This window comes from Alteromonas gilva, assembly GCF_028595265.1.
GTDB lineage: Bacteria > Pseudomonadota > Gammaproteobacteria > Enterobacterales > Alteromonadaceae > Alteromonas > Alteromonas gilva.
The window spans coordinates 2,072,932-2,092,139 of sequence record NZ_JAQQXP010000001.1 but is presented as its reverse complement, the minus strand read 5'-3'; the positions used below and the strand labels follow the sequence as shown (position 1 = coordinate 2,092,139).

Here is a 19,208-nt window from a genome sequence, read left to right as displayed (position 1 = left end):
TACAGTTCTAAAAAATCGGCGGTATTGTACCTTTTATATGGCCAATTCCCTAATTTGAAAACGTTTTGTGAAACCATTTTGCATTTTTTCCGTTGCGGAACCGCTCAGTGCTGATAACACGCCCCATGCTCAGGCGCACATAACCCGATTTACTGATCAATATCTCGCTGGCATTAAGGTGCTGGTAACGCGCCCTCACCCGCTCATCGGGAAACCCCCAACGATTTAGCCACCCCTGTGAATACACCACATACTGCGGGTCTACCCGGGCAATAAACTGCGCCGACGAAGAGGTATTACTGCCATGATGAGGCGCCAGTAATACGCTGGCGCGCAGCGCCTGCTTACCGGCCAGTAACGCCGACTCTGCGTGTTGTTCAATATCGCCGGGTAACAATACCTTATGCTTGTCATCGCCGATTAGGAGCACGCAGGACCTGTCATTTTCGGAGAGTCGCTGGCTGTCAGCGGGAGGCCATAACACCCTTATTTGCAGTGCCTGCCACTGATGCTGCTGACCTTGTGTGCAGCCGTTATGGGGCGTAAAAACGGGTAGCGCCGGATACAGCCGTTGTAATGCCGGTAAACCACCGGCGTGGTCATTGTCCAGGTGACTAAGATATACCTGTTTTAAGGTGTAACCGCCGGCCTGCAAAAAAGGTTCAATAACACGCTCGACATAATTGTTGCCGGCACCGTACCCGGCACCAGTATCGATCAGTAGCGCTTCGTGATTGCGGGTAATCAGCGTGGCGCTGCCCTGGCCCACATCAAAAAAATGAACCTGCCAGGGCGTATTGCTCCACAACACATCCGAGCTTAACTGGCTGCTCGCTAACACCGCTACCAACAACAGTCTTCTCTGGCCATAGAATACCGGTAAAACCGCCAGGCAAATCACCACAACGCCTGCCAGTGCGTAGCCGGGATCGCCCAGCGGCAGCGCTGTCCCGCTGGCATAGCGTTCATCGATACCCGCCAGCAGCACCATGATCCACTCCAGCAACCTGCCGGTCGTATTTAACACAGCATCACCAAAGGGTTGCAAAGGGCCCATAACACTCAGCAACAACCCCAGCATGCAACCAGGCACTATCAGCATGCTCATCACCGGTACCAACAGGATATTAATAAACGGTGAGAGCAGACTGACCTGCCCCAGCAGGCCGCCTACCAGGGGCATCATCCCTATAGTGAGGGCAAATTGCAGCGCGATACACTGAATCCAGACAGGCTTGCGAACTAATAGCTGCCAGCGCCAGTAATACAGCAATATTATTCCAACCGCACCGATGCTCAGGTATAACGCCGAACCATAAACCGCAAAGGGTGTCAGCGCGATATTGAGTGCCAGTGTAAAAATAAGCACCTGCATACGGCTGATGCGCCGCGCCAGCAGAAACAACGCAGCTCCAATCGCTACCATGATAAACGCTCTGACTACTGCCACTTGCCAGTGTGCGAGATAACCATAAAAACCGCAGCAGCTCAGCATCACTATGACCGATACAGGCCGAAAGTTGGCCAGTAATGGCAGCCTGGTAGTGGCGACCAGGAGCACTACTGCCCGCACCAATAACAAAGACAAGGCCGCCACAATCATTAAATGTAAACCCGATATAGCAAACAAATGAGCGGTACCGGTGCGCTGTAACAGGCCCCAGTCAGCCTTGCTAAACTGCTCACGATCGCCAAACAGCAATGCGTTGAGCCATTTTTTGCCGGGCATTAACGACGTGATAAGACGCATTTGCAAACGCCCGCGCAGCGATAGATCAGGTTCAATGAGTTGCAACGCGTGACGCACGTAACCGGTTTTGACAATCTGTTGACTGACATACCATTGCTGGGCATCAAAACCTGCCGGGTTTGCAAGCGCCCTTGCCGGCCTGATACGCACCTGCCCGGTAATCCACTGGCCTCTTTTGAAGCGCCTGTCCGGGCGGTAATCATTGAGTAAAATCTGCCTGCTCGCTGGCCATGAATGACCATCCTGCACAACGTTATCGAGGATCAGCCGCTGCAGATCAGGATAAACCTGGTAACGGGTAATTCGTCCCTCAATTATGACATCTTGCTGAATTTCGCCATCAAGCTGTTGCCAGGTAAGGTATGATTGACCTAAACTGGCAGCCCATAGACTACCAGTGCAAAGCCCCGCCAACATTGCACTACAATACCACCACGATTTTGGTGTACGGTTTGAGGTATAATAGTGGCGACCGAAACAGGCGATGAGTATGATTCCGGTAGTCAGGAGCAGGCAACATTGCCAGACAATGGATGGTAAAGATGGCCACCATCGAGCAGAAACTGTAGCGCAACAATACCCCGTTGCAGCAATACCGATAATGCGTCCGTTCACTGTGAGCTCTGTTGTCAGATAAGATTGAGATATATGCCCAAGAATTTCATTAAGCGATTATTGCCGGATCCCACGTCGGTTAAACAAAACCGGGCGTTAAAAGTTTTCGGCAGCATTTTACATGAACCAAATTTGTGGCATTTGAACCGCAAATCAGCATCGGGTGCCTTTGGCATCGGATTGTTTTTTGCTTTTTGGCCGGTCCCTTTTCAGATGTGGTTATCCGCCGCAACGGCTATTCCCTGTCGGGTTAACCTGCCCCTGTCGGTGGCCACGGTCTGGATCACCAACCCTTTCACAATGCCCCCCATATTTTATGGGGCTTACTGGATAGGTTCTACTGTACTGGGGACCGAATCTGATGGCTTTCATTTTGAGCCTACCTGGGAATGGGTAGTTAATTCGTTGTCGACGATTGGGCCGGCATTTCTGCTCGGATGTGGAATTTGCTCGGTAGTGTTTGGTCTGGCGGGCTATTACACGCTTAACTGGCTATGGCGCTTTTCGGTAGTGAAAGCCTGGCAGGCAAGACGCGAAAAACGACAAAATAAGCACAAGCAGGTCAAATAGCGCGGTTATTCAGTCTCACATTGTTGCGGCGTCGCGTGGTTTATCATCAACAACGTTGCGGCAACCGCTTCCCTGGCAGCGCAGAGCACATCCGGTATTACCCCCTCTCCTTGCCAGTTATCATGGGTTTCAGGATTAATAATCTGCGCATACGCCATGCGCATACCCAGGTTTTCACTCAGACGCCTCGACGTCGTCATATAACCTAACCCGATGGTGGTGCTACCCACTATCGTCGCTCGCTCAGCGTGTTTGAGCGTGTACGCCACAAACTCCCACGCACCAGCCACAAACGGCGAGGTAACAATATAAACGGCAACTTCTTTTTTTACCGGCTTATTAACAGCGTGAGACATAAGCGTCTCACGTTTACGGTGAGCAAACGAAGCCTCGGAAAGCCGCTGACCGGTGGGCACAAAATAGCTTAGAAAATGTTGCGAGAGCGCCAGTGGGCTAAAGCCGGCAGTCCTTAAATCGATAATTAAGGCATCACTGCCAGACAAACTCGCCATTGCGATATCAAGCTCCGTTTGCCAACGGTCATCAAGTAAATCGCCATCGATAGCAAGATAACCAATGTTATTATCGATGACTCGGGTCTGAATCGCACCGGGCAGGACTGTACTGGCAAGGGTATCCGTCTGCGCCAATCCAGAGGGCTGAAATAATTCAAAATTGGAATCTAAGGTTGCCTCAACTAACATGGATTCCAGCTTAATCTTCAAACGGCCAAACGAAAAGTGACCGTTAAACTCGCCACTGTTAAGTGCCTCTGTTAACACCGCAACGGCCTTCTCGCCCTTGATCTCATGTATATAGTCCTTCTCTATCCATTTGATTAAGCGAGATACCGCAATAGTGACTTCCTGTCGTGCTAACGGCTTCTCCCGGACCTGTGCTCTAACGTTGTGACTGACGGCACCTACCATGAGCGCGGCAATGGTCACCAAATTGATTAATTTCAAGCACTGCTCCAGATGGCTATTAACTTTTATTGTTTGGCTTTTGCGGCAGTTTTCAATTTATCGAATAAGCAGGTTAAACGACTATGAATGTTACCCCTTGCAAGGCAGCCACCCGCCACTGCCGCTTGGAGAGTGTTGCCGCGTCAGGTTAGCCTGTGACGAGAACATCGATCGTCGCTTTTACACCAATCCGTTGTCGCTCAGGAATGCCATCAGGCGCGCTTCATCCCAAACCTCGATGCCAAGATCCTGTGCCTTGGTTAATTTAGAGCCGGCTTTTTCGCCTGCCACTAAAAAGTCGGTTTTAGCCGACACACTGCCAGCCACTTTGGCCCCCGCCTGTTGCAGTAACGCTTTGACCTCGTTGCGCGGCATGGCGCTGAGTGTGCCGGTTACCACACAGGTTTTACCGTCTAATACTTGCTCACTGGCGTCGGGAACTTCGATATCAGGCCAGTGCATACCAGCGTCCAGTAAACCGTTGAGCACGTCGATATTGTGCGACTCATTAAAAAAGTTACTGACATGCTGCGCGACTACCACGCCAACATCGGGTACTGCTTGCAACGCATCGACATCGGCCTGTTTAAGGGCATCCAGGGTTTTAAAATGTATCGCCAGGTTGACGGCGGTGGTCTCGCCGACTTCACGAATACCTAACGCATATAAAAACTTAGGTAATGTGGTTTGCTTTGCCTTGTGAATGGCCTGCAATAAATTGGCGGCCGACTTATCGCCCATGCGTTCCAGCTGTATAAGCTGTACAAAGGTTAAATGAAAGATATCGGCGGGATTTTTTAACAGCCCGGCATCAACCAGTTGCTCAATAAGCTTATCGCCAAGACCATCAATATCCAGGGCCTTGCGCGATGCAAAGTGTTTTAGCGCCTGTTTGCGCTGAGCGGCGCAAAATAAGCCCCCCGTGCAACGGGCCACGGCTTCGTCGGCGAGCTTTTCTACCTGCGAATCACATACCGGACAATGCACCGGGAAGGCTATATCCCTGGCATCGTCAGGTCGCTTGTCGAGCATCACAGACACTACCTGCGGGATTACGTCACCGGCGCGGCGAACAATCACCGTATCGCCAATTTTAACCCCAAGCCGGTCTATTTCATCCTGATTATGTAAGGTCGCATTCGACACCGTCACACCGCCCACAAACACCGGTTCCAGTCTGGCCACCGGTGTGATGGCGCCGGTACGGCCAACCTGAAACTCAACATCCAGTAAGGTGGTTATTTCTTCCTGGGCCGGGAATTTTTGGGCAATCGCCCAGCGGGGGGCACGGGCAACAAAGCCTAATTGCTGTTGCAGCGCGATAGCGTCAACCTTAAACACCACGCCATCAATATCGTAGGCCAGCGCGTCCCGACGACTTAAAATTTGTTGATAGTAATCAAGGCAGCCTTGAGCTCCCGTGGCAGTTGCAATGTCGGGGCACAATGGGATACCCCACTCTGCCAGTTGCTGCAACCGCTCATGATGACTTTCGGGTAACCTAAAGCTATCCGGTGCTACCACACCTAACGAGTAGGCATAAAACATTAACGGCCGTTTGGCGGTAATTCGTGAGTCTAACTGACGCAGGCTACCGGCCGCTGCGTTACGCGGGTTAGCAAAGATCTTAAGCCCTGCCTGACGCTGAGCATCGTTGAGCTTTGCAAACCCGTCACGGGGCATAAACACTTCGCCGCGGACTTCAATTCGTTCAGGTACCGCCTCGCCGCGTAATTTGAGCGGTACATTACCAATGGTTCTGACATTGGCGGTAATGTTCTCTCCGACTCTGCCATCACCACGCGTCGCGGCCTGTACCAGACTGCCGTTCTCATAGAGAATAGATACCGCCAGGCCATCAAGCTTGGGCTCACAGCTGTAGCTGAGCACATCAGATGACTTTAAGCGGTCCTGCAGGCGCTTTTCAAATGCGCTAAGGGCTTCGTCCTCAAAACCATTGTCTAACGACAACATCGGCACTTCATGCTCGACCTGTTCAAATGCACCGAGGGGTTCACCGCCGACTTTCTGACTGGGTGAGTCTGGCGTAATGAGCTCCGGGTGCTGTGCTTCGAGGGCTTGTAGTGCCTGCATCTGACGGTCATATTCACTATCCGGCACACTGGGATCATCCAGCACATAGTACTGATAGTTATAGTCATTAATTTTATTGCGCAGCGCTTCGAGCCGGGCGCTTACTGTCTGATCACTCATTTACTCTACTCTGTTAATAAAAGCGCCAGCACGAATCACTTCGTCCTGGCGCCGTCCTTAATCTAAAAAAGCCTGTATTACTGTTTGGCAATCATACGCTTACGCTCAAAGTCGCGAATTTTCTCAACATACTGCTGAAGTCCTTGCTTAGTCAGTACGCTGCGTCGTCCGTCAAGTACCTGCGCATTAAATTCATCGGCAATCTTTCTGGCAGCGTTATGCATCATATTAAAAACCTGATGCGGATCGCCCTCAATAGGTAACAGCATAAACAATGATATACCCCGGGTGGTAAAGGTTTCGAGGTTATCAATATCAAAATTTCCCGGCTTAAACATATTAGCCAGACTAAACAATACCGGGCCTTTACCATTGGAGTTCACATGACGGTGAAAGATATCCTGCTCACCAAACTTAAATCCCAGGGTTAACAACATGGGTAACAAGGCAGCACCACTGATAGGCGCATCTTCCGGCGCCCTGACATTTAAAATGAGCACTTCAGGCTCTACCTGGGGACCCTTTGTCGAGTCGGACGCAGCGGCTTTTGCCGAATCATCAAAATCAATTTGCATTTGCTCGTCATCACCAAAGTTTGGCTCCTGGCGACGACGGCTGCCCTGGCGAGGACGCTTTTTAGCCGCATTTTTGCGGTTGGATGACTGTTGGTCAGACAAATTAATTGCCTCCGGCTCCTTGCGTGCATCGACAGACTCTGGTGCCGCCTGAACATCAAGAGAAAAGTCATCTTCCGGGGTATGCTTCGGTGTTTGGCCGGCCGACTCGTCGGCCATCGGGCGCGCTTTTTCAGCGTTTTCATTTGCCTCTTTTAGCAAAAACGCCGGTGGTGCCGGTACAGAATCCGGCACGCTGTCAGGGTGACCTTTGGCAAACTGAGGCTTAGGGTTAGACACCACTGATGCATAGATTTTTTCAGCTTCTATAGCGCGTTGCTCAGCAGCGGTTGCCGGCTCGGCATCTGCCATTGATGAGACGTGCTCGTTTTCGCCGGCGCTTAACTGCACCGTGTGGGCGTGATCATCCTCGCTGTCGTTAACTGCGTCTTCATCCGCGTCATCGTCAGTTGAAGTCGGGATGTCGGTATTGACTACACGCACCTCACCCACACCATATTCATCAAAACCCTGTGAGTTTTCTGCGGCGTCTTGTTCATCGGCGCTATTGTGCTGCCAATCCTCGGGTTCCACGCGGCGCTGCGGACGTTTGGCCTGGCTATTTTTACGGATATTCCATAAGCCATGCGCCAACACACCAAAGATAAAAAAACCACCTAGCAGCAACAATGACAAACGTAATTCTTCTTCCATCGACTTCTTTCGCCCTATTGGTTTATCGTCTTCCTGGTTATTACGGCAGTATGACTAACTACCCTTACCTTTTACTCTCTTCAGCGCGCCACAAACAATGTTTAGCCGGCGCGTGACTAATCTACATTAACTACTTGCTTCTACCATCGATACCGCTTCATCCACATCAACAGCCACCATTCTCGAGACGCCTGGCTCTGCCATGGTAACACCGGTAAGATGGCTGGCCATCTCCATCGCAATTTTATTGTGTGAGATGTAGATAAACTGTACCGATTTCGACATTTCCGAAACCAAATTACAAAATCGCCCCACGTTAGCATCGTCTAATGGCGCATCAACCTCGTCCAATAAACAAAACGGCGCCGGATTCAGGCGGAAAATCGCAAACACCAATGATAAAGCGGTTAATGCTTTTTCTCCACCACTGAGCAAATGAATTGTACTATTTTTCTTACCCGGCGGGCGCGCCATAATTGTCACACCGGTCTCAAGTAAATCATCATCTGTTAAGGCTAAATACGCCGAACCACCGCCGAACACCTTAGGAAATAACAACTGCAAATCGGCGTTCACCTGCTCAAAGGTCTGACTGAAGCGCGAACGGGTTTCACGATCAATCTTGCGAATGGCATTTTGCAGTGTGTCCAGGGCTTCATTTAAATCATCAAACTGGGTGTCTAAATGGGCTTTGCGCTCGGCCTGTACATCATACTCTTCTACCGCCGCTAAGTTAACGGCCCCTAAACGACCTATGGCTGCAGTCGTTTGTTCCAGTGTATCCTGCCACTGCGATTCGCTGGTTTCACCGGGCAGGGTTTCCAGCACTGTTTTAAGTGTGACACCTAAATCGTTCAGTTGTTCAAGAATGGCGGTGCCACGCACCCGGTAGCCCTCAGCCTCAATTTTAAAGCTATCGAGCTTTTCCTGCCGCTTGGCGATATCACTTATCAGGCCTTGCTGACCCTGCATTGCCTCGGTTAGCAGGCTCTCGGCATGGTCAAGTTCTTCTTGCAGTGTTGCCCGCTGCAATTCAAGTTGCGCTTTTTCCTCGAGTAGATCCTGCAGTTGTGAGCGATGCTCGTGGGCTGGTTGCTCCAGTGCCTGCCCCTCTTCGGTTAAGGCGTCTATTCTCCCGCTCAGTGTCTGTGCCTGCTGTACGACACGATGCAGTTGTGACTGTAACGATTGCTGCTGGTTCTGACACCGCTGTTTGTTAAGCGCAAGTTCATGCAATTCGCGCATATGCTGCTCGTACTGACTGCGATGATTATTCACCTGCTGCTCAAGTCCTTGCTGCAGATCCTGCAGCCGGGCCTGATTTTCCTGCTGCTCTGATAACTGAATCTCAAGCTCTTCAAGGCTGTCATTAAGCATGGCCATTTGCATGGCTTCATCTTCCAGCTGTTGTTGCTGACGTGAAAGCTCTTCGTTTAAACGCTGCTGCTTTTGTGCTTGTTGCGCCTGTTGCTCAGTCACCCAGCTTATGCGGCTTTTAATTTGCTGTTGCTGGCTGTGATAGTGGTTTAATTGTGCCTGCTGCGTATTGAGCAGTTGCCGGGCCTGATCGATTTGTTCAGCGCTGTGCCTGACGCGATCCTCAGCGCTGTCGACCTGATTGGTTAATTCGTCTGTTTCCGCCTGTAACGTGGCAATTTGCTGGGCTCTTTGCAGTACGCCCTGCTCTTTATCCTGCTGGCCAAAGCTATACCAGTCAGCGCCAAACCACTGCCCATCATGGGTCACCACGGCAGCCAGCTCATCGATTGCCGACAAGCGTTCAAGTGCTTCGTCGGTTGTCGAGGCAATGTACACAGAGTTAAACCATCGGGGAACCTGTGCATTGCTGACTAACGCCGCCGCAGTACCAGCGCGCTTTGTGCTGGTTAACTCTGCCGCCGAAAAATATCTCACCCCCGCGGCCAGCTGCGGTTGCATGGCTGCTAAGCTTTCTTTTGATACATCGCTGGCAAGGCGAGCATCCCCCAGTTGTTGCAATATGCTTTCAAGTAACGGTGCCGCGCCATCAATGGGCTCAAGAAACTGCCATAATGGTGCGACACCGTCTATTTCGTCCTGTACCGTGCTGCTGGCCTGCTGCAGGGTTTGTAGAGCAGCAAGCTGAGACTGACGTTGCTGCAAGGTTGCATTGAGCGCCTGGTGTTTTTGCTGCTGCTCGGCATGTTCAGCTTGCTGCGCTTTGAGACTTTCCGTCGCCTCGTTAACACTCTCCTCAACGCTCAAAAGCTGTTCGGCTACCTGCTCTGACTCAGTCTGCAACCCGGCAATCGTCTGCGCATGATCAGCGTCGTCAAACTCTTTAATATCCTGCTGTAGCTCGCCAATGCGCTGTTGCGTGCGCATCTGCATTTGCAGCAGCGATTGAATTTTACTGTGCTGGGTGTGCACCTGTTGTTTGAGTTGATGGTAATTTTGATCGGTTTGCTGAAATTCGCGCTGATGCTTTTGTAAAGCCTCTTCAGCCTGGTTACGCGTAACCTCTAATTGTTCGCAGGCGGCCTCTTTTAATTCGTAAGCAGGTTCGAGTTCGAGCAATGTCGCAGATTGCTCTTCAGTCTGGCTGGTGAGTTCTTCCTGCTCCGCGGCTAACTCCTCGCGTTGACGGTTAGCGTCACTGAGCTCCTGACTAATTTGCTGACGTCTTTGCTGGTTGTGTAACGTGGTCTGCTCAAGTCGCGAAATACCGGCACTCACTTTAAACAACTGCTGTTGCAACGCATCCAGTTTGCCTTTGCACACCTGCTGTACATCACGATACTTTTCGATGCCCGCCTCGTCACCGCGCTGGCGCGCTCGTAGTGCCTCAATGTCGGTTTCCAGTTGCTGTTGTTGTTGCTGTAACTTTTGCAGATGATCATCATGCTTTAACCAGCGGATAGCCGCCAGTTCACTTTTTAATTTGCGCTCTTCGGCCTTCAACGTGGTATAGCGTCTGGCGGCCGATGCCTGACGTTGCAGCTTCTCAAGCTGGCGCGACAACTCACTGCGAACATCTTCTAAGCGTTCTAGATTATCCTGCGTATGGCGAATACGATTTTCCGTTTCGCGGCGGCGTTCTTTGTATTTGGATATGCCCGCGGCTTCTTCAATAAATACCCGTAAATCCTGGGGTTTAGACTCTATCAGACGGGAAATCATGCCCTGTTCGATAATGGCGTAACTGCGCGGGCCAAGGCCTGTGCCTAAAAATAAGTCTGTAACGTCGCGGCGCCGACATTTACTGCCATTCAGAAAATACGTCGACACCGCCTCGCGCGTAACAAGGCGTTTGATCGACAGTTCGTTATATTTCGCATATTCCCCGGCAATACGACCGCTGGAATTATCAAACACCAATTCAACACTGCACTGACCAACCGGTTTGCGGGCTGACGATCCGTTAAAAATAACGTCGGTCATGGCATCACCGCGGAGGTTTTTAGCTGAACTTTCACCTAATACCCAGCGCACGGCATCAATGACATTCGATTTGCCGCAGCCGTTAGGACCAACAATAGCTGTCATGTCGCCGGGAAAGGGGATACTGGTTGGGTCAACAAAAGACTTAAAACCAGCAAGTTTGATTTTCTTTAGCCGCACGCTAACCCACCCTGTCTTTGAGAGCGTAAGTTACTGCTGGATCTGTCGTAAACGTCGTTACGGAAGAATTCACGTTGCGCACTTTCGAATTGTTATTATAGGTTGAATGTAACAAAGTTCATGGACTGTAACAATTAGGATTTCACAGCCGTAGTCTGGCATTTTATACTGTGCACAGTAAGGTATGGTACGCCATATCAGGGTTATTTCTTGTTTATTTTCAGCAATCAGGAGTTCAAATGGCACAACGAAGTGGTATGAGTTATTTTGGCCAGGGTTTTGACTTGATCACTACCAAGGGGTTAAAACGATTTGTTTTTGTGCCACTGACCATCAATCTGCTGCTATTTTCCGTGGCATTTTACTTTTTGATTGGTCAGATAGAAGTCGGGGTAAATTACATTACCGGCCTTATTCCCGACTTTCTGGGCTGGTTAAAAACGTCTATTACCTTTTTGCTTTGGCCATTGGCGGTGATTAGCATTTTACTGAGCTTCGCGCTCTTGTTTGGCACCTTAGCGAACTGGATTGCTGCCCCGTTCAATGGCTTATTAGCCGAAAAAGTCGAGCGCCACCTTACCGGCCAATCGTTGGGTGATGAAGGCCTTATGGCAATTATCAAAGACATACCGCGCACGATGGGCCGCGAAGTCACTAAGTTTATCTATTACTTGCCGCGGGCTATCGGTTTTTTATTGTTGTTTTTTATTTTACCGGTTGTCGGCCAGGTATTGTGGTTTTTATTTGGTGCCTGGATGATGGCAATACAATACTGCGATTACCCGTTTGACAATCACAAAGTGCCTTTTGCCACAATGCGCAGTCACCTGGGTAATCGCAAAGGGCTGAGCTACCCCTTTGGCATCGCAGTCAATGTTATGGCAATGATCCCCATTATTAACTTTTTGGTGATGCCGGTTGCCATATGTGGTGCCACTGCAATGTGGGTGAACGAATACCGTGATGATGTGCTCTCACCACGGGTATCAGCCGGTTAATCGCTTAGCTTGCGTGCTGCATTGGCCGCGGTTGGCGCGTCGTCAATAGGGTCTGGTTCGCGTCGTTGTTGGCGCAACACATCCAGCCAGTATGCGGCTTTAGGAATATTCCCTGCCTTTTCATAGTGTTGAAAAAAGTTCATCGCGATAGGGCGCTGGCTGCTGCGTTGTTGCAGACGCTGTCGCCATATCGACAAATACAGGGGAGGAATATAGTGCGCATCGTGATTTTCCATAAACGTAATGCGCTCACTGGGCTTGTAACTTTTAACGCCTATATTGTTGCAGGTACGTGACGGATATAAGCTTACCGGATATTCAAAGGTTTCCCAGAAGTCTATATTGCTCAGTGGCGCATAGGTTATCTGGCCTAAAAACACCAGGTTTGGCGCCGTCTTGCGTTGACAGTATTCGCGAGCCAGTTCACGCGTCAGCGGGTATTCATCGACAAAACCAACAAAATGCGCCAGTTCATGGACAAACACACTGTAGGTATCACCGACATCCAGATACATCACGCCATTATTGACATTCGCTTTGCCGGATTTTGCCAGGATCACGGCATGCGTAAAACCCTTTGCCTGCGTGACTTCATCCAGCGCTGCTATATCGCATCCTAACCGGCCCTGGCCCTGCCAGTTAGCATTGCAGTTGAGCGCCTGCCGCTCCAGCCAAACCGGCTCTTCAACGCAAAGAGGTAATTGACTGAGTCGTTTATCCTGCTGATATTGTTGGTAAATGCGGTTCGCTTGCACTATTTCGGCCAGGCCCGTTGCAAAGGGTTGAATACGCTGTTTGCAGCTAACGTTGCTATATTCTGCGGCTGGCGTTTCGGCTAAAGCGCTCAGTGACACCGGTTGATATTGCTTTAACACGGACAGCACCCGTTGTGCTTCAACATGGTCCTGTTGGGCAGCCTGTTTGAACAGCTCAAACGCTTCATTCTCGCTGCCTTGTTGCCAACGAATAAAGGCCAGCTGATAGGCACTCTGGCTATCCCTGGCGGCGGTTTTAACTAACCAGGGTTCTGCCTTCGCCTGCGCATCATGGAGTAAATACCAGTCAGCTAACGCTGTCTGAGCAATAAAGTAATCCTGCTCAGCAGCAGCGGTTAACCAGGTTTCCCGATGCTTATAATCATCGCGGATCAGCGCGTATTCATACTGTGCTTCGGCAACACCACCGCGCGCTGCAAGCTTGACCAAACGGCCCGACAGGCGCGGATCCTCTTTGAGGCGCGACAGTTCTAATGCGGCGGGGGAATACCCGACCTGAATGAGTTTTTCCAGCCAGTACTCATCCTCGCTTGCTTCAGCCTGCGCAAGCAGACGCGCCCTGGCTTCCTGACTCCCCGCTTGTACCGCTACCCATAACAATGGTGCTGGTTCAGCGGCTCGCTCAGCGTTGGCCAGCAACTGCGATGGCAAATGGCCACTGTCGGCAGCTATGGTGAGAGACGTAAATACCGCTATACAGGTCGCTCTGAACATCATTGCGTTAGTCTGTAGCCGAAGCTTGCCTTATGCGTTGTAGTTCCAGTCGTGCGTAACGATGTTCAACATACTCAAATACATTTGTGCTCAATGTGAATTTAAAGTAATTGGAGGCTACGCCGGGCTGCTTTTTTGCCTCATGGTATTTGCCGAGGTAAAAGTAAGCCTCACATAAGCGATCGGTCAGTTCTTTTTCGTTTTTGACGCCGCTAAGCAATGAATCGAGCAACTGATTTTCGTTTTTTGTGCCTAAAAACAAGTCGACCAGGGTAGTAGCCCAGTGACTTTCTGGTAAGCGCTGGCGCCGCTCAGCCATGCTCGCTCTGGCCGCTTCGGCAGAAAGTTCCTGCTCGGCAAAATACGCCCACAACACCCTGAATGGGTCCTCAGGTGCGCGCTCAGCAAAAGCATTAAGATCGTTAATTGCCAAATCAGGACGGCCACCGTAATAAAGCGCGATACCGCGGTTTAAAAAAGCAAAATCATAATCGGGATCGATATCGAGGGTCGAATCGAAGGCTTCATAGGCACGGCTAAACTGCTCCTGTTGTACCATATGCACACCAAGAGAGTTATAGGCCTCTGCCATATCGGGTTTGAGAGTGATGGCGCGATTATAGTCGAACTGCGCTAATCCCCCCAGACCAACGCTGTCGTACAACATACCACGCTGAAAATGAAGCTGGGCTTTGTCATCGTCGTTCAACTCGGCATTTTCTAAAATCTGACCAAAACGGGCGATGGCAACCTGAGAGCGCATGCTCACAGGGGCAGGCTCGGGAACGAGCAGATTACCCATCTCGGTTTGCCGCGATTCAGGGACCGTTTGAGCGCATCCCGACAACACTATTACAAAAAAAATAAGACTCAATCGACTAAGCATGGTAAATATAATTCATTCCTATTCGCCGTGGTATTGTTCACTATAACAGATGTCAATCCTGAACACGTATTCCAGAATGGGATTAAAACAAAAATAACGACCAGAAAGGAAACAAAATTGTTACAACAATTAAAAACAGCCGCACTAGCCGCTCAGAAAAATGCCCATGCCCCCTACTCTAAGTTTCGTGTCGGCGCGGCGATTATAGCCAACGACGGACAGGTCTATAGTGGCTGTAATGTTGAAAACGCCGCCTATCCCCTCGGACAATGTGCAGAAGCTTCGGCCATTGGCGCCATGGTGACACAGGGCGCCACGCAAATTCAACAGATAATCGTTGTCAGTCCTAACGACGAATACTGCTATCCTTGCGGGGGGTGCCGACAAAAGATAGCCGAGTTCGCCGGCGCAGAAACACCGGTAATAATGATGACCAACCAAGGTCAGTGCACGACAACCACCGTGGCCGAGCTATTACCCCACGCTTATGTCTTTCCTCTTGACGAAGAACAAGATTAACCGGCTTAAGCCTGGTTATTTTTGTTGCTGCTTAGCTTCAAACGCCGCAAGCTGATCAGGTGTGGCCGGCAGTTGGAATTTATCTTTCCACTCACTGTAGGGCATTTTATACACAATCTGACGCGCTTCATCGTAGTCGACGCTTTCACCTTTGTCGGCTGCGGCTTTGCTATACCATTTCGCCAGGCAGTTACGGCAAAAGTCAGCAAGGATCATCAGCTCAATGTTTTGCACCTCTTTGTGCGCATCGAGATGGTCGATTAAGCGTCTGAAAACAGCCGCTTCTACTTCAGTTTGCACTGATTTGTTCATCTTTAAACTCCAATAAAAAAGGGGCAATTAAGCCCCTTTTGTACGTATTCCTGACCATTGTTGCAAGTGAATTTATTTATCCACCTGCTCAGATGTGGTTAGGCTGACTGTGCATTATTCGTCAGACGATTCCTGTTTAGCAGGCTTCTCTAACAGTTCTTTAATGCTAAGACGTACACGGTTCTGGCGATCGATTTCCATTACTTTTACGTCTATCATCTGACCTTCGGTCAGGTAGTCAGTCACTTTATTCACTCGCTCGTGGGCGATTTGTGAAATATGCACCAAACCTTCTTTGCCTGGCAATACTTCAACAAAGGCACCAAAGTCAACGGTACGGGTTACTTTACCGTGGTAGGTTTTGCCTACTTCGATTTCTGCAGTAACCTGTTCGATTTTCTTAATGGCGATGTCAGCTTTAGCACGCTCGGTCGCGAAGATCTTAACGGTACCATCATCTTCGATTTCGATGTTGGTGTCAGACTCTTCGGTAATAGCGCGGATCATTGCACCACCCTTACCGATAACGTCGCGAATTTTGTCCTGATCAATCTTCAGGGTATAAATACGCGGTGCGAATTCGCTCATTTCTTCACGGTGGCCACCAAGTGCCTGGTCCATCACACCTAAGATGTGTAAGCGCGCCTCTTTGGCTTGCTTAAGGGCGATCTGCATGATTTCTTTAGTGATACCTTCAATCTTGATATCCATTTGCAGCGCCGTAACACCCTCGGTGGTTCCCGCTACTTTAAAGTCCATGTCACCTAAGTGATCTTCGTCACCTAAGATGTCAGACAGAACAACAAAGTTATCATCGCGTTTAACCAGACCCATCGCGATACCCGCAACAGAGGCCTTAATTGGCACACCAGCATCCATTAACGCCAGTGACGTACCACAAACAGACGCCATTGAAGATGAACCGTTAGATTCAGTGATTTCAGAAACCACACGAACAACATACGGGAATTCTTCTTCACTTGGCATTACCGCCTGAATACCACGCTTAGCCAAACGACCATGGCCGATTTCACGACGCTTAGGTGAGCCGATCATGCCGGTTTCACCCACGCAGTAAGGAGGGAAGTTATAGTGCAGCATAAAGCGGCTGTCGCGACGACCGGCCAGCTCATCAATCATCTGTGCATCACGCTCAGTACCCAGGGTTGCAACAACCAGTGCCTGCGTTTCACCACGGGTGAATACAGCAGAGCCATGAGTACGTGGCAATACGCCGGTGGCAACATTCAGAGCACGAACCATGGTCGGATCACGACCATCAATACGAGGCTCGCCAGCCAGAATACGTGAACGAACAACGTCACTTTCCAGTTCGTGTAACAGCTCAAGTACTTCTTTCTCGTCTTGCTCTTCGTCTGCAGCAATAATCTCTGCGGCCGCTTTTTCAGTCACTGCAGTCACGGCGTCTTTACGCTCTAACTTGTCAGAGATTTGATAAGCAGCAGTCATGCCTTCTAAGGCAAGCGCTTTAACTTTATCTTTTAACGAGGTATTTTCTACAGGCGGCTGCCAGTCCCACTTAGGGGTCGCAACTTCTGCAGCAAATTCGTTAACGGCACTTATCACGGTTTGTAGCTGTTCGTGACCGTACATGACGGCACCCAGCATCACTTCTTCTGACAATATGTCAGCTTCAGACTCAACCATTAATACCGCACCTTCGGTACCGGCAACAACCAAGTCCAGCTCGCTGGTTTCCTGTTCGCTGGTGCGCGTATTCAGGATGTATTCGCCATCGGTATAACCAACGCGTGCTGCGCCGATTGGGCCGTTAAACGGAATGCCTGAAATAGACAGTGCCGCTGAGGTACCAATCATTGAAATCACATCAGTGGGGATATCGGGGTTAGCTGAAACAACCGTGATAACAACCTGAATTTCGTTTTTGAACCCTTCTGGGAACAATGGACGAATTGGACGGTCGATAAGACGTGCAGTCAGTGTTTCACCTTCTGACGGACGTCCTTCACGTTTAAAGAAACCACCCGGAATTTTACCTGCTGCGTAGGTTTTTTCCTGATAGTTTACAGTTAATGGGAAAAAGTCCTGATCGGGCTTGGCTTCTTTTTTACCAACCACGGTGACCAGTACTGAAGTATCATCCATGCTGGCTAATACTGCGGCAGTTGCCTGACGGGCGATTACGCCCGTTTCTAAAGTTACAGTATGTTGACCATACTGGAATGTTTTTGTAATAGGAGTCACTATTTGTCCTTTATTTCTTTCTTTACAATTCTTCGCTTTTAAACGCGGCGCTTAGTATAGCGGCGTAGACCTATGTTTACCAATAACTAATCACTTGTATTGCAAAAAATTGCCGATTTTACTTTACATCGTCGTTATCTGCTTAATTACATGGCACGTTTTCATCTATCTGTCATACTCATTCGTAACAGTATTGGTATAACAGACCGGTAACGGATTGATTGAGAAACGGATATGTTAATTTTACGACTCAATAAAGCAGGTGCGCCGCAAGACTGGCTGAACATCTACCAGGCCGCGCGTTATTATGCACAGGAAAAGGTCCTTTTTGAACTCGGCCACCAGTCCCGCACGTTATTAGGCGGCTGGAACAACCAGGGCCAGCGCAGTCAAATGCGAATAAGCTCTATCATAGCCTGTGATGGACAGGTCACCCAGTACGGTAAAATTGCCCTCAACAACCGTTATCTGTTTCGCCGCGATAACTATCTTTGCCTGTATTGCGGTAACCGCTACCGGTCAAGTCAGCTTACCAGAGACCACATTATTCCGCGCTCACAAGGTGGTCGCAACCATTGGCAAAACGTTGCCACGGCCTGTGCCCGCTGCAATCACCAAAAAGGCGCCAGAACCCCGGAAGAGGCCCGCATGCCGCTACTGGCAGTGCCTTTCGAGCCCAATCTTTACGAACGCTTTTACCTGATGAACCGGCGTATACTGGCTGACCAAATGGACTTTCTTAGCCATCACTTCAGCACTAAGCGTAACTGGCTGTAACACACCGACCCAATTTACCACCCGGTGTTAGCTGACCAGGGGCGCTAAAGTCCCTTTCATCTGTTGCCGCTGGACAGCCTCAAACCACAGCGTTAACCAGTCGGAACGGATCTTTTCTTCCAGATATAAGGACTCATCTGACGGGCAAAATAAGCCTATTTTCACAACAAATTTTGCCAGCTCATTGGTTTCAATATCGATGACGGGGTTAATACTGATAAATTCCGCATCAAGATTTCGCTCAATCCAGCTCTTGTAGCGTTCAGCGACATCACGAAAATGGTCGCAGTGATGATTAGCCAGCTCTCTGAATTCCGGTAACAGCGAATAAGGGTTCACCAGTGGCTCTACGGTAACCTGAAATTCATGCAGTCGATAACGGCGCAGAAAGTTGAGATTCTTAACCACTTGAATCATCAATTGATTGTTAGGCACGTACACATGTTTACCGGTGTAACCATAATGCTCAGCATCCACTTCCAGCAAGGTTGTTTTAGCCCAGTCCATTTCCACCACTTCACCCACATGCTCGCCAAGCTGGACCCAGTCACCAACTCTGAACGGACGGGTGGTCATGTAGTAAATAAAACCTAAAAAGCACTGAATCATCTCGCGGGTCGCAAACACAATTGCCACCATAAACGCGGCAATAGACAGCGCAAGATTTTGCACCTCGGCGGCCCACAGCATCAACAGCAGCGCGAGTAATACCGCATTACCGAGTTGATCAATAGTGTTGATGGAATGACGGCGGTCGTCACCATGCTTTTTGCCCTGCCGGCGCAGCAACTTTATGACCACTCGCTTGCCCGCCAAAAACACAATAATAAGTGCGATTGACGTTAGCAATTTGTATGACTGGGTATAGTGGAGCAGTATTACCCAGCTTTTGTCGATAAACTCGTTTATCGCCATGTTCTAAATATCCTCTAACAAAAAAGCCCACCGTTATAAACGG

14 protein-coding genes are annotated in these 19,208 nt (G+C 49.8%); 4 read left to right on the top strand and 10 right to left on the bottom strand.

Translation table 11 applies throughout. The features are described from left to right. Positions 1–49: 49 nt before the first annotated feature. Positions 50–2,365 (bottom strand): DNA internalization-related competence protein ComEC/Rec2, encoded by a 2,316-nt coding sequence (locus OIK42_RS09175; protein ID WP_273639920.1) that lies wholly within the window; start codon positions 2,363–2,365, stop codon positions 50–52. A gap of 33 nt (positions 2,366–2,398) precedes the next feature. Between OIK42_RS09175 and OIK42_RS09170 the strand changes: the two genes are divergently transcribed. Beyond that, positions 2,399–2,935, top strand: a complete 537-nt coding sequence (locus OIK42_RS09170; RefSeq protein ID WP_273639918.1) for a DUF2062 domain-containing protein — start codon at positions 2,399–2,401, stop codon at positions 2,933–2,935. Between the two features lie 5 nt (positions 2,936–2,940). On the opposite strand, the gene OIK42_RS09165 is transcribed toward OIK42_RS09170, so the two are convergent. From OIK42_RS09165 to smc, 4 genes are all read right to left on the bottom strand, one after another. Continuing rightward, positions 2,941–3,900: a S41 family peptidase gene (locus OIK42_RS09165; RefSeq protein ID WP_273639916.1), complete on the bottom strand. Its 960-nt coding sequence runs from the start codon at positions 3,898–3,900 to the stop codon at positions 2,941–2,943. A 180-nt stretch (positions 3,901–4,080) separates the two neighbouring features. Then, positions 4,081–6,114, bottom strand: coding sequence for an NAD-dependent DNA ligase LigA (gene ligA, locus OIK42_RS09160; protein WP_273639914.1), 2,034 nt, complete (start codon positions 6,112–6,114; stop codon positions 4,081–4,083). A 77-nt stretch (positions 6,115–6,191) separates the two neighbouring features. Next, entirely contained in the window at positions 6,192–7,442 is a 1,251-nt protein-coding gene (gene zipA / locus OIK42_RS09155; RefSeq protein WP_273639912.1) for a cell division protein ZipA, read from the bottom strand. Between the two features lie 126 nt (positions 7,443–7,568). Then, positions 7,569–11,042 (bottom strand): chromosome segregation protein SMC, encoded by a 3,474-nt coding sequence (gene smc, locus OIK42_RS09150; RefSeq protein WP_273639910.1) that lies wholly within the window; start codon positions 11,040–11,042, stop codon positions 7,569–7,571. A 239-nt stretch (positions 11,043–11,281) separates the two neighbouring features. Here smc and cysZ point away from each other — a divergent pair, with 239 nt between their 5' ends. Then, positions 11,282–12,040 (top strand): sulfate transporter CysZ, encoded by a 759-nt coding sequence (gene cysZ / locus OIK42_RS09145; RefSeq protein ID WP_273639909.1) that lies wholly within the window; start codon positions 11,282–11,284, stop codon positions 12,038–12,040. Here cysZ and OIK42_RS09140 read toward each other — a convergent pair. Beyond that, complete coding sequence (locus tag OIK42_RS09140; protein WP_273639907.1) at positions 12,037–13,533, bottom strand: tetratricopeptide repeat protein; 1,497 nt, start codon at positions 13,531–13,533, stop codon at positions 12,037–12,039. The genes cysZ and OIK42_RS09140 overlap by 4 nt on opposite strands. A gap of 4 nt (positions 13,534–13,537) precedes the next feature. Continuing rightward, positions 13,538–14,416, bottom strand: coding sequence for a lipoprotein NlpI (gene nlpI / locus OIK42_RS09135; RefSeq protein WP_273639905.1), 879 nt, complete (start codon positions 14,414–14,416; stop codon positions 13,538–13,540). An 81-nt stretch (positions 14,417–14,497) separates the two neighbouring features. On the opposite strand from nlpI, the gene cdd reads away from it, so the two are divergent. Then, positions 14,498–14,935 (top strand): cytidine deaminase, encoded by a 438-nt coding sequence (gene cdd, locus OIK42_RS09130; protein WP_510166951.1) that lies wholly within the window; start codon positions 14,498–14,500, stop codon positions 14,933–14,935. A 15-nt stretch (positions 14,936–14,950) separates the two neighbouring features. Here cdd and OIK42_RS09125 read toward each other — a convergent pair whose 3' ends face one another. Then, positions 14,951–15,247, bottom strand: coding sequence for a DUF1244 domain-containing protein (locus tag OIK42_RS09125; RefSeq protein WP_273639904.1), 297 nt, complete (start codon positions 15,245–15,247; stop codon positions 14,951–14,953). 114 nt (positions 15,248–15,361) lie between these two features. After that, on the bottom strand, positions 15,362–17,473 hold the full coding sequence (gene pnp / locus OIK42_RS09120) for a polyribonucleotide nucleotidyltransferase (RefSeq protein WP_273639902.1): 2,112 nt from the start codon (positions 17,471–17,473) through the stop codon (positions 15,362–15,364). A gap of 234 nt (positions 17,474–17,707) precedes the next feature. On the opposite strand from pnp, the gene OIK42_RS09115 reads away from it, so the two are divergent. Further along, entirely contained in the window at positions 17,708–18,250 is a 543-nt protein-coding gene (locus OIK42_RS09115) for an HNH endonuclease (protein ID WP_273639900.1), read from the top strand. Positions 18,251–18,277: 27 nt separating this feature from the next. On the opposite strand, the gene OIK42_RS09110 is transcribed toward OIK42_RS09115, so the two are convergent. Further along, the gene (locus tag OIK42_RS09110) at positions 18,278–19,165 is read right to left on the bottom strand and encodes a mechanosensitive ion channel family protein (protein ID WP_273639898.1); all 888 of its coding nucleotides are present in this window, start codon (positions 19,163–19,165) and stop codon (positions 18,278–18,280) included. Between the last annotated feature and the right edge of the window lie 43 nt (positions 19,166–19,208).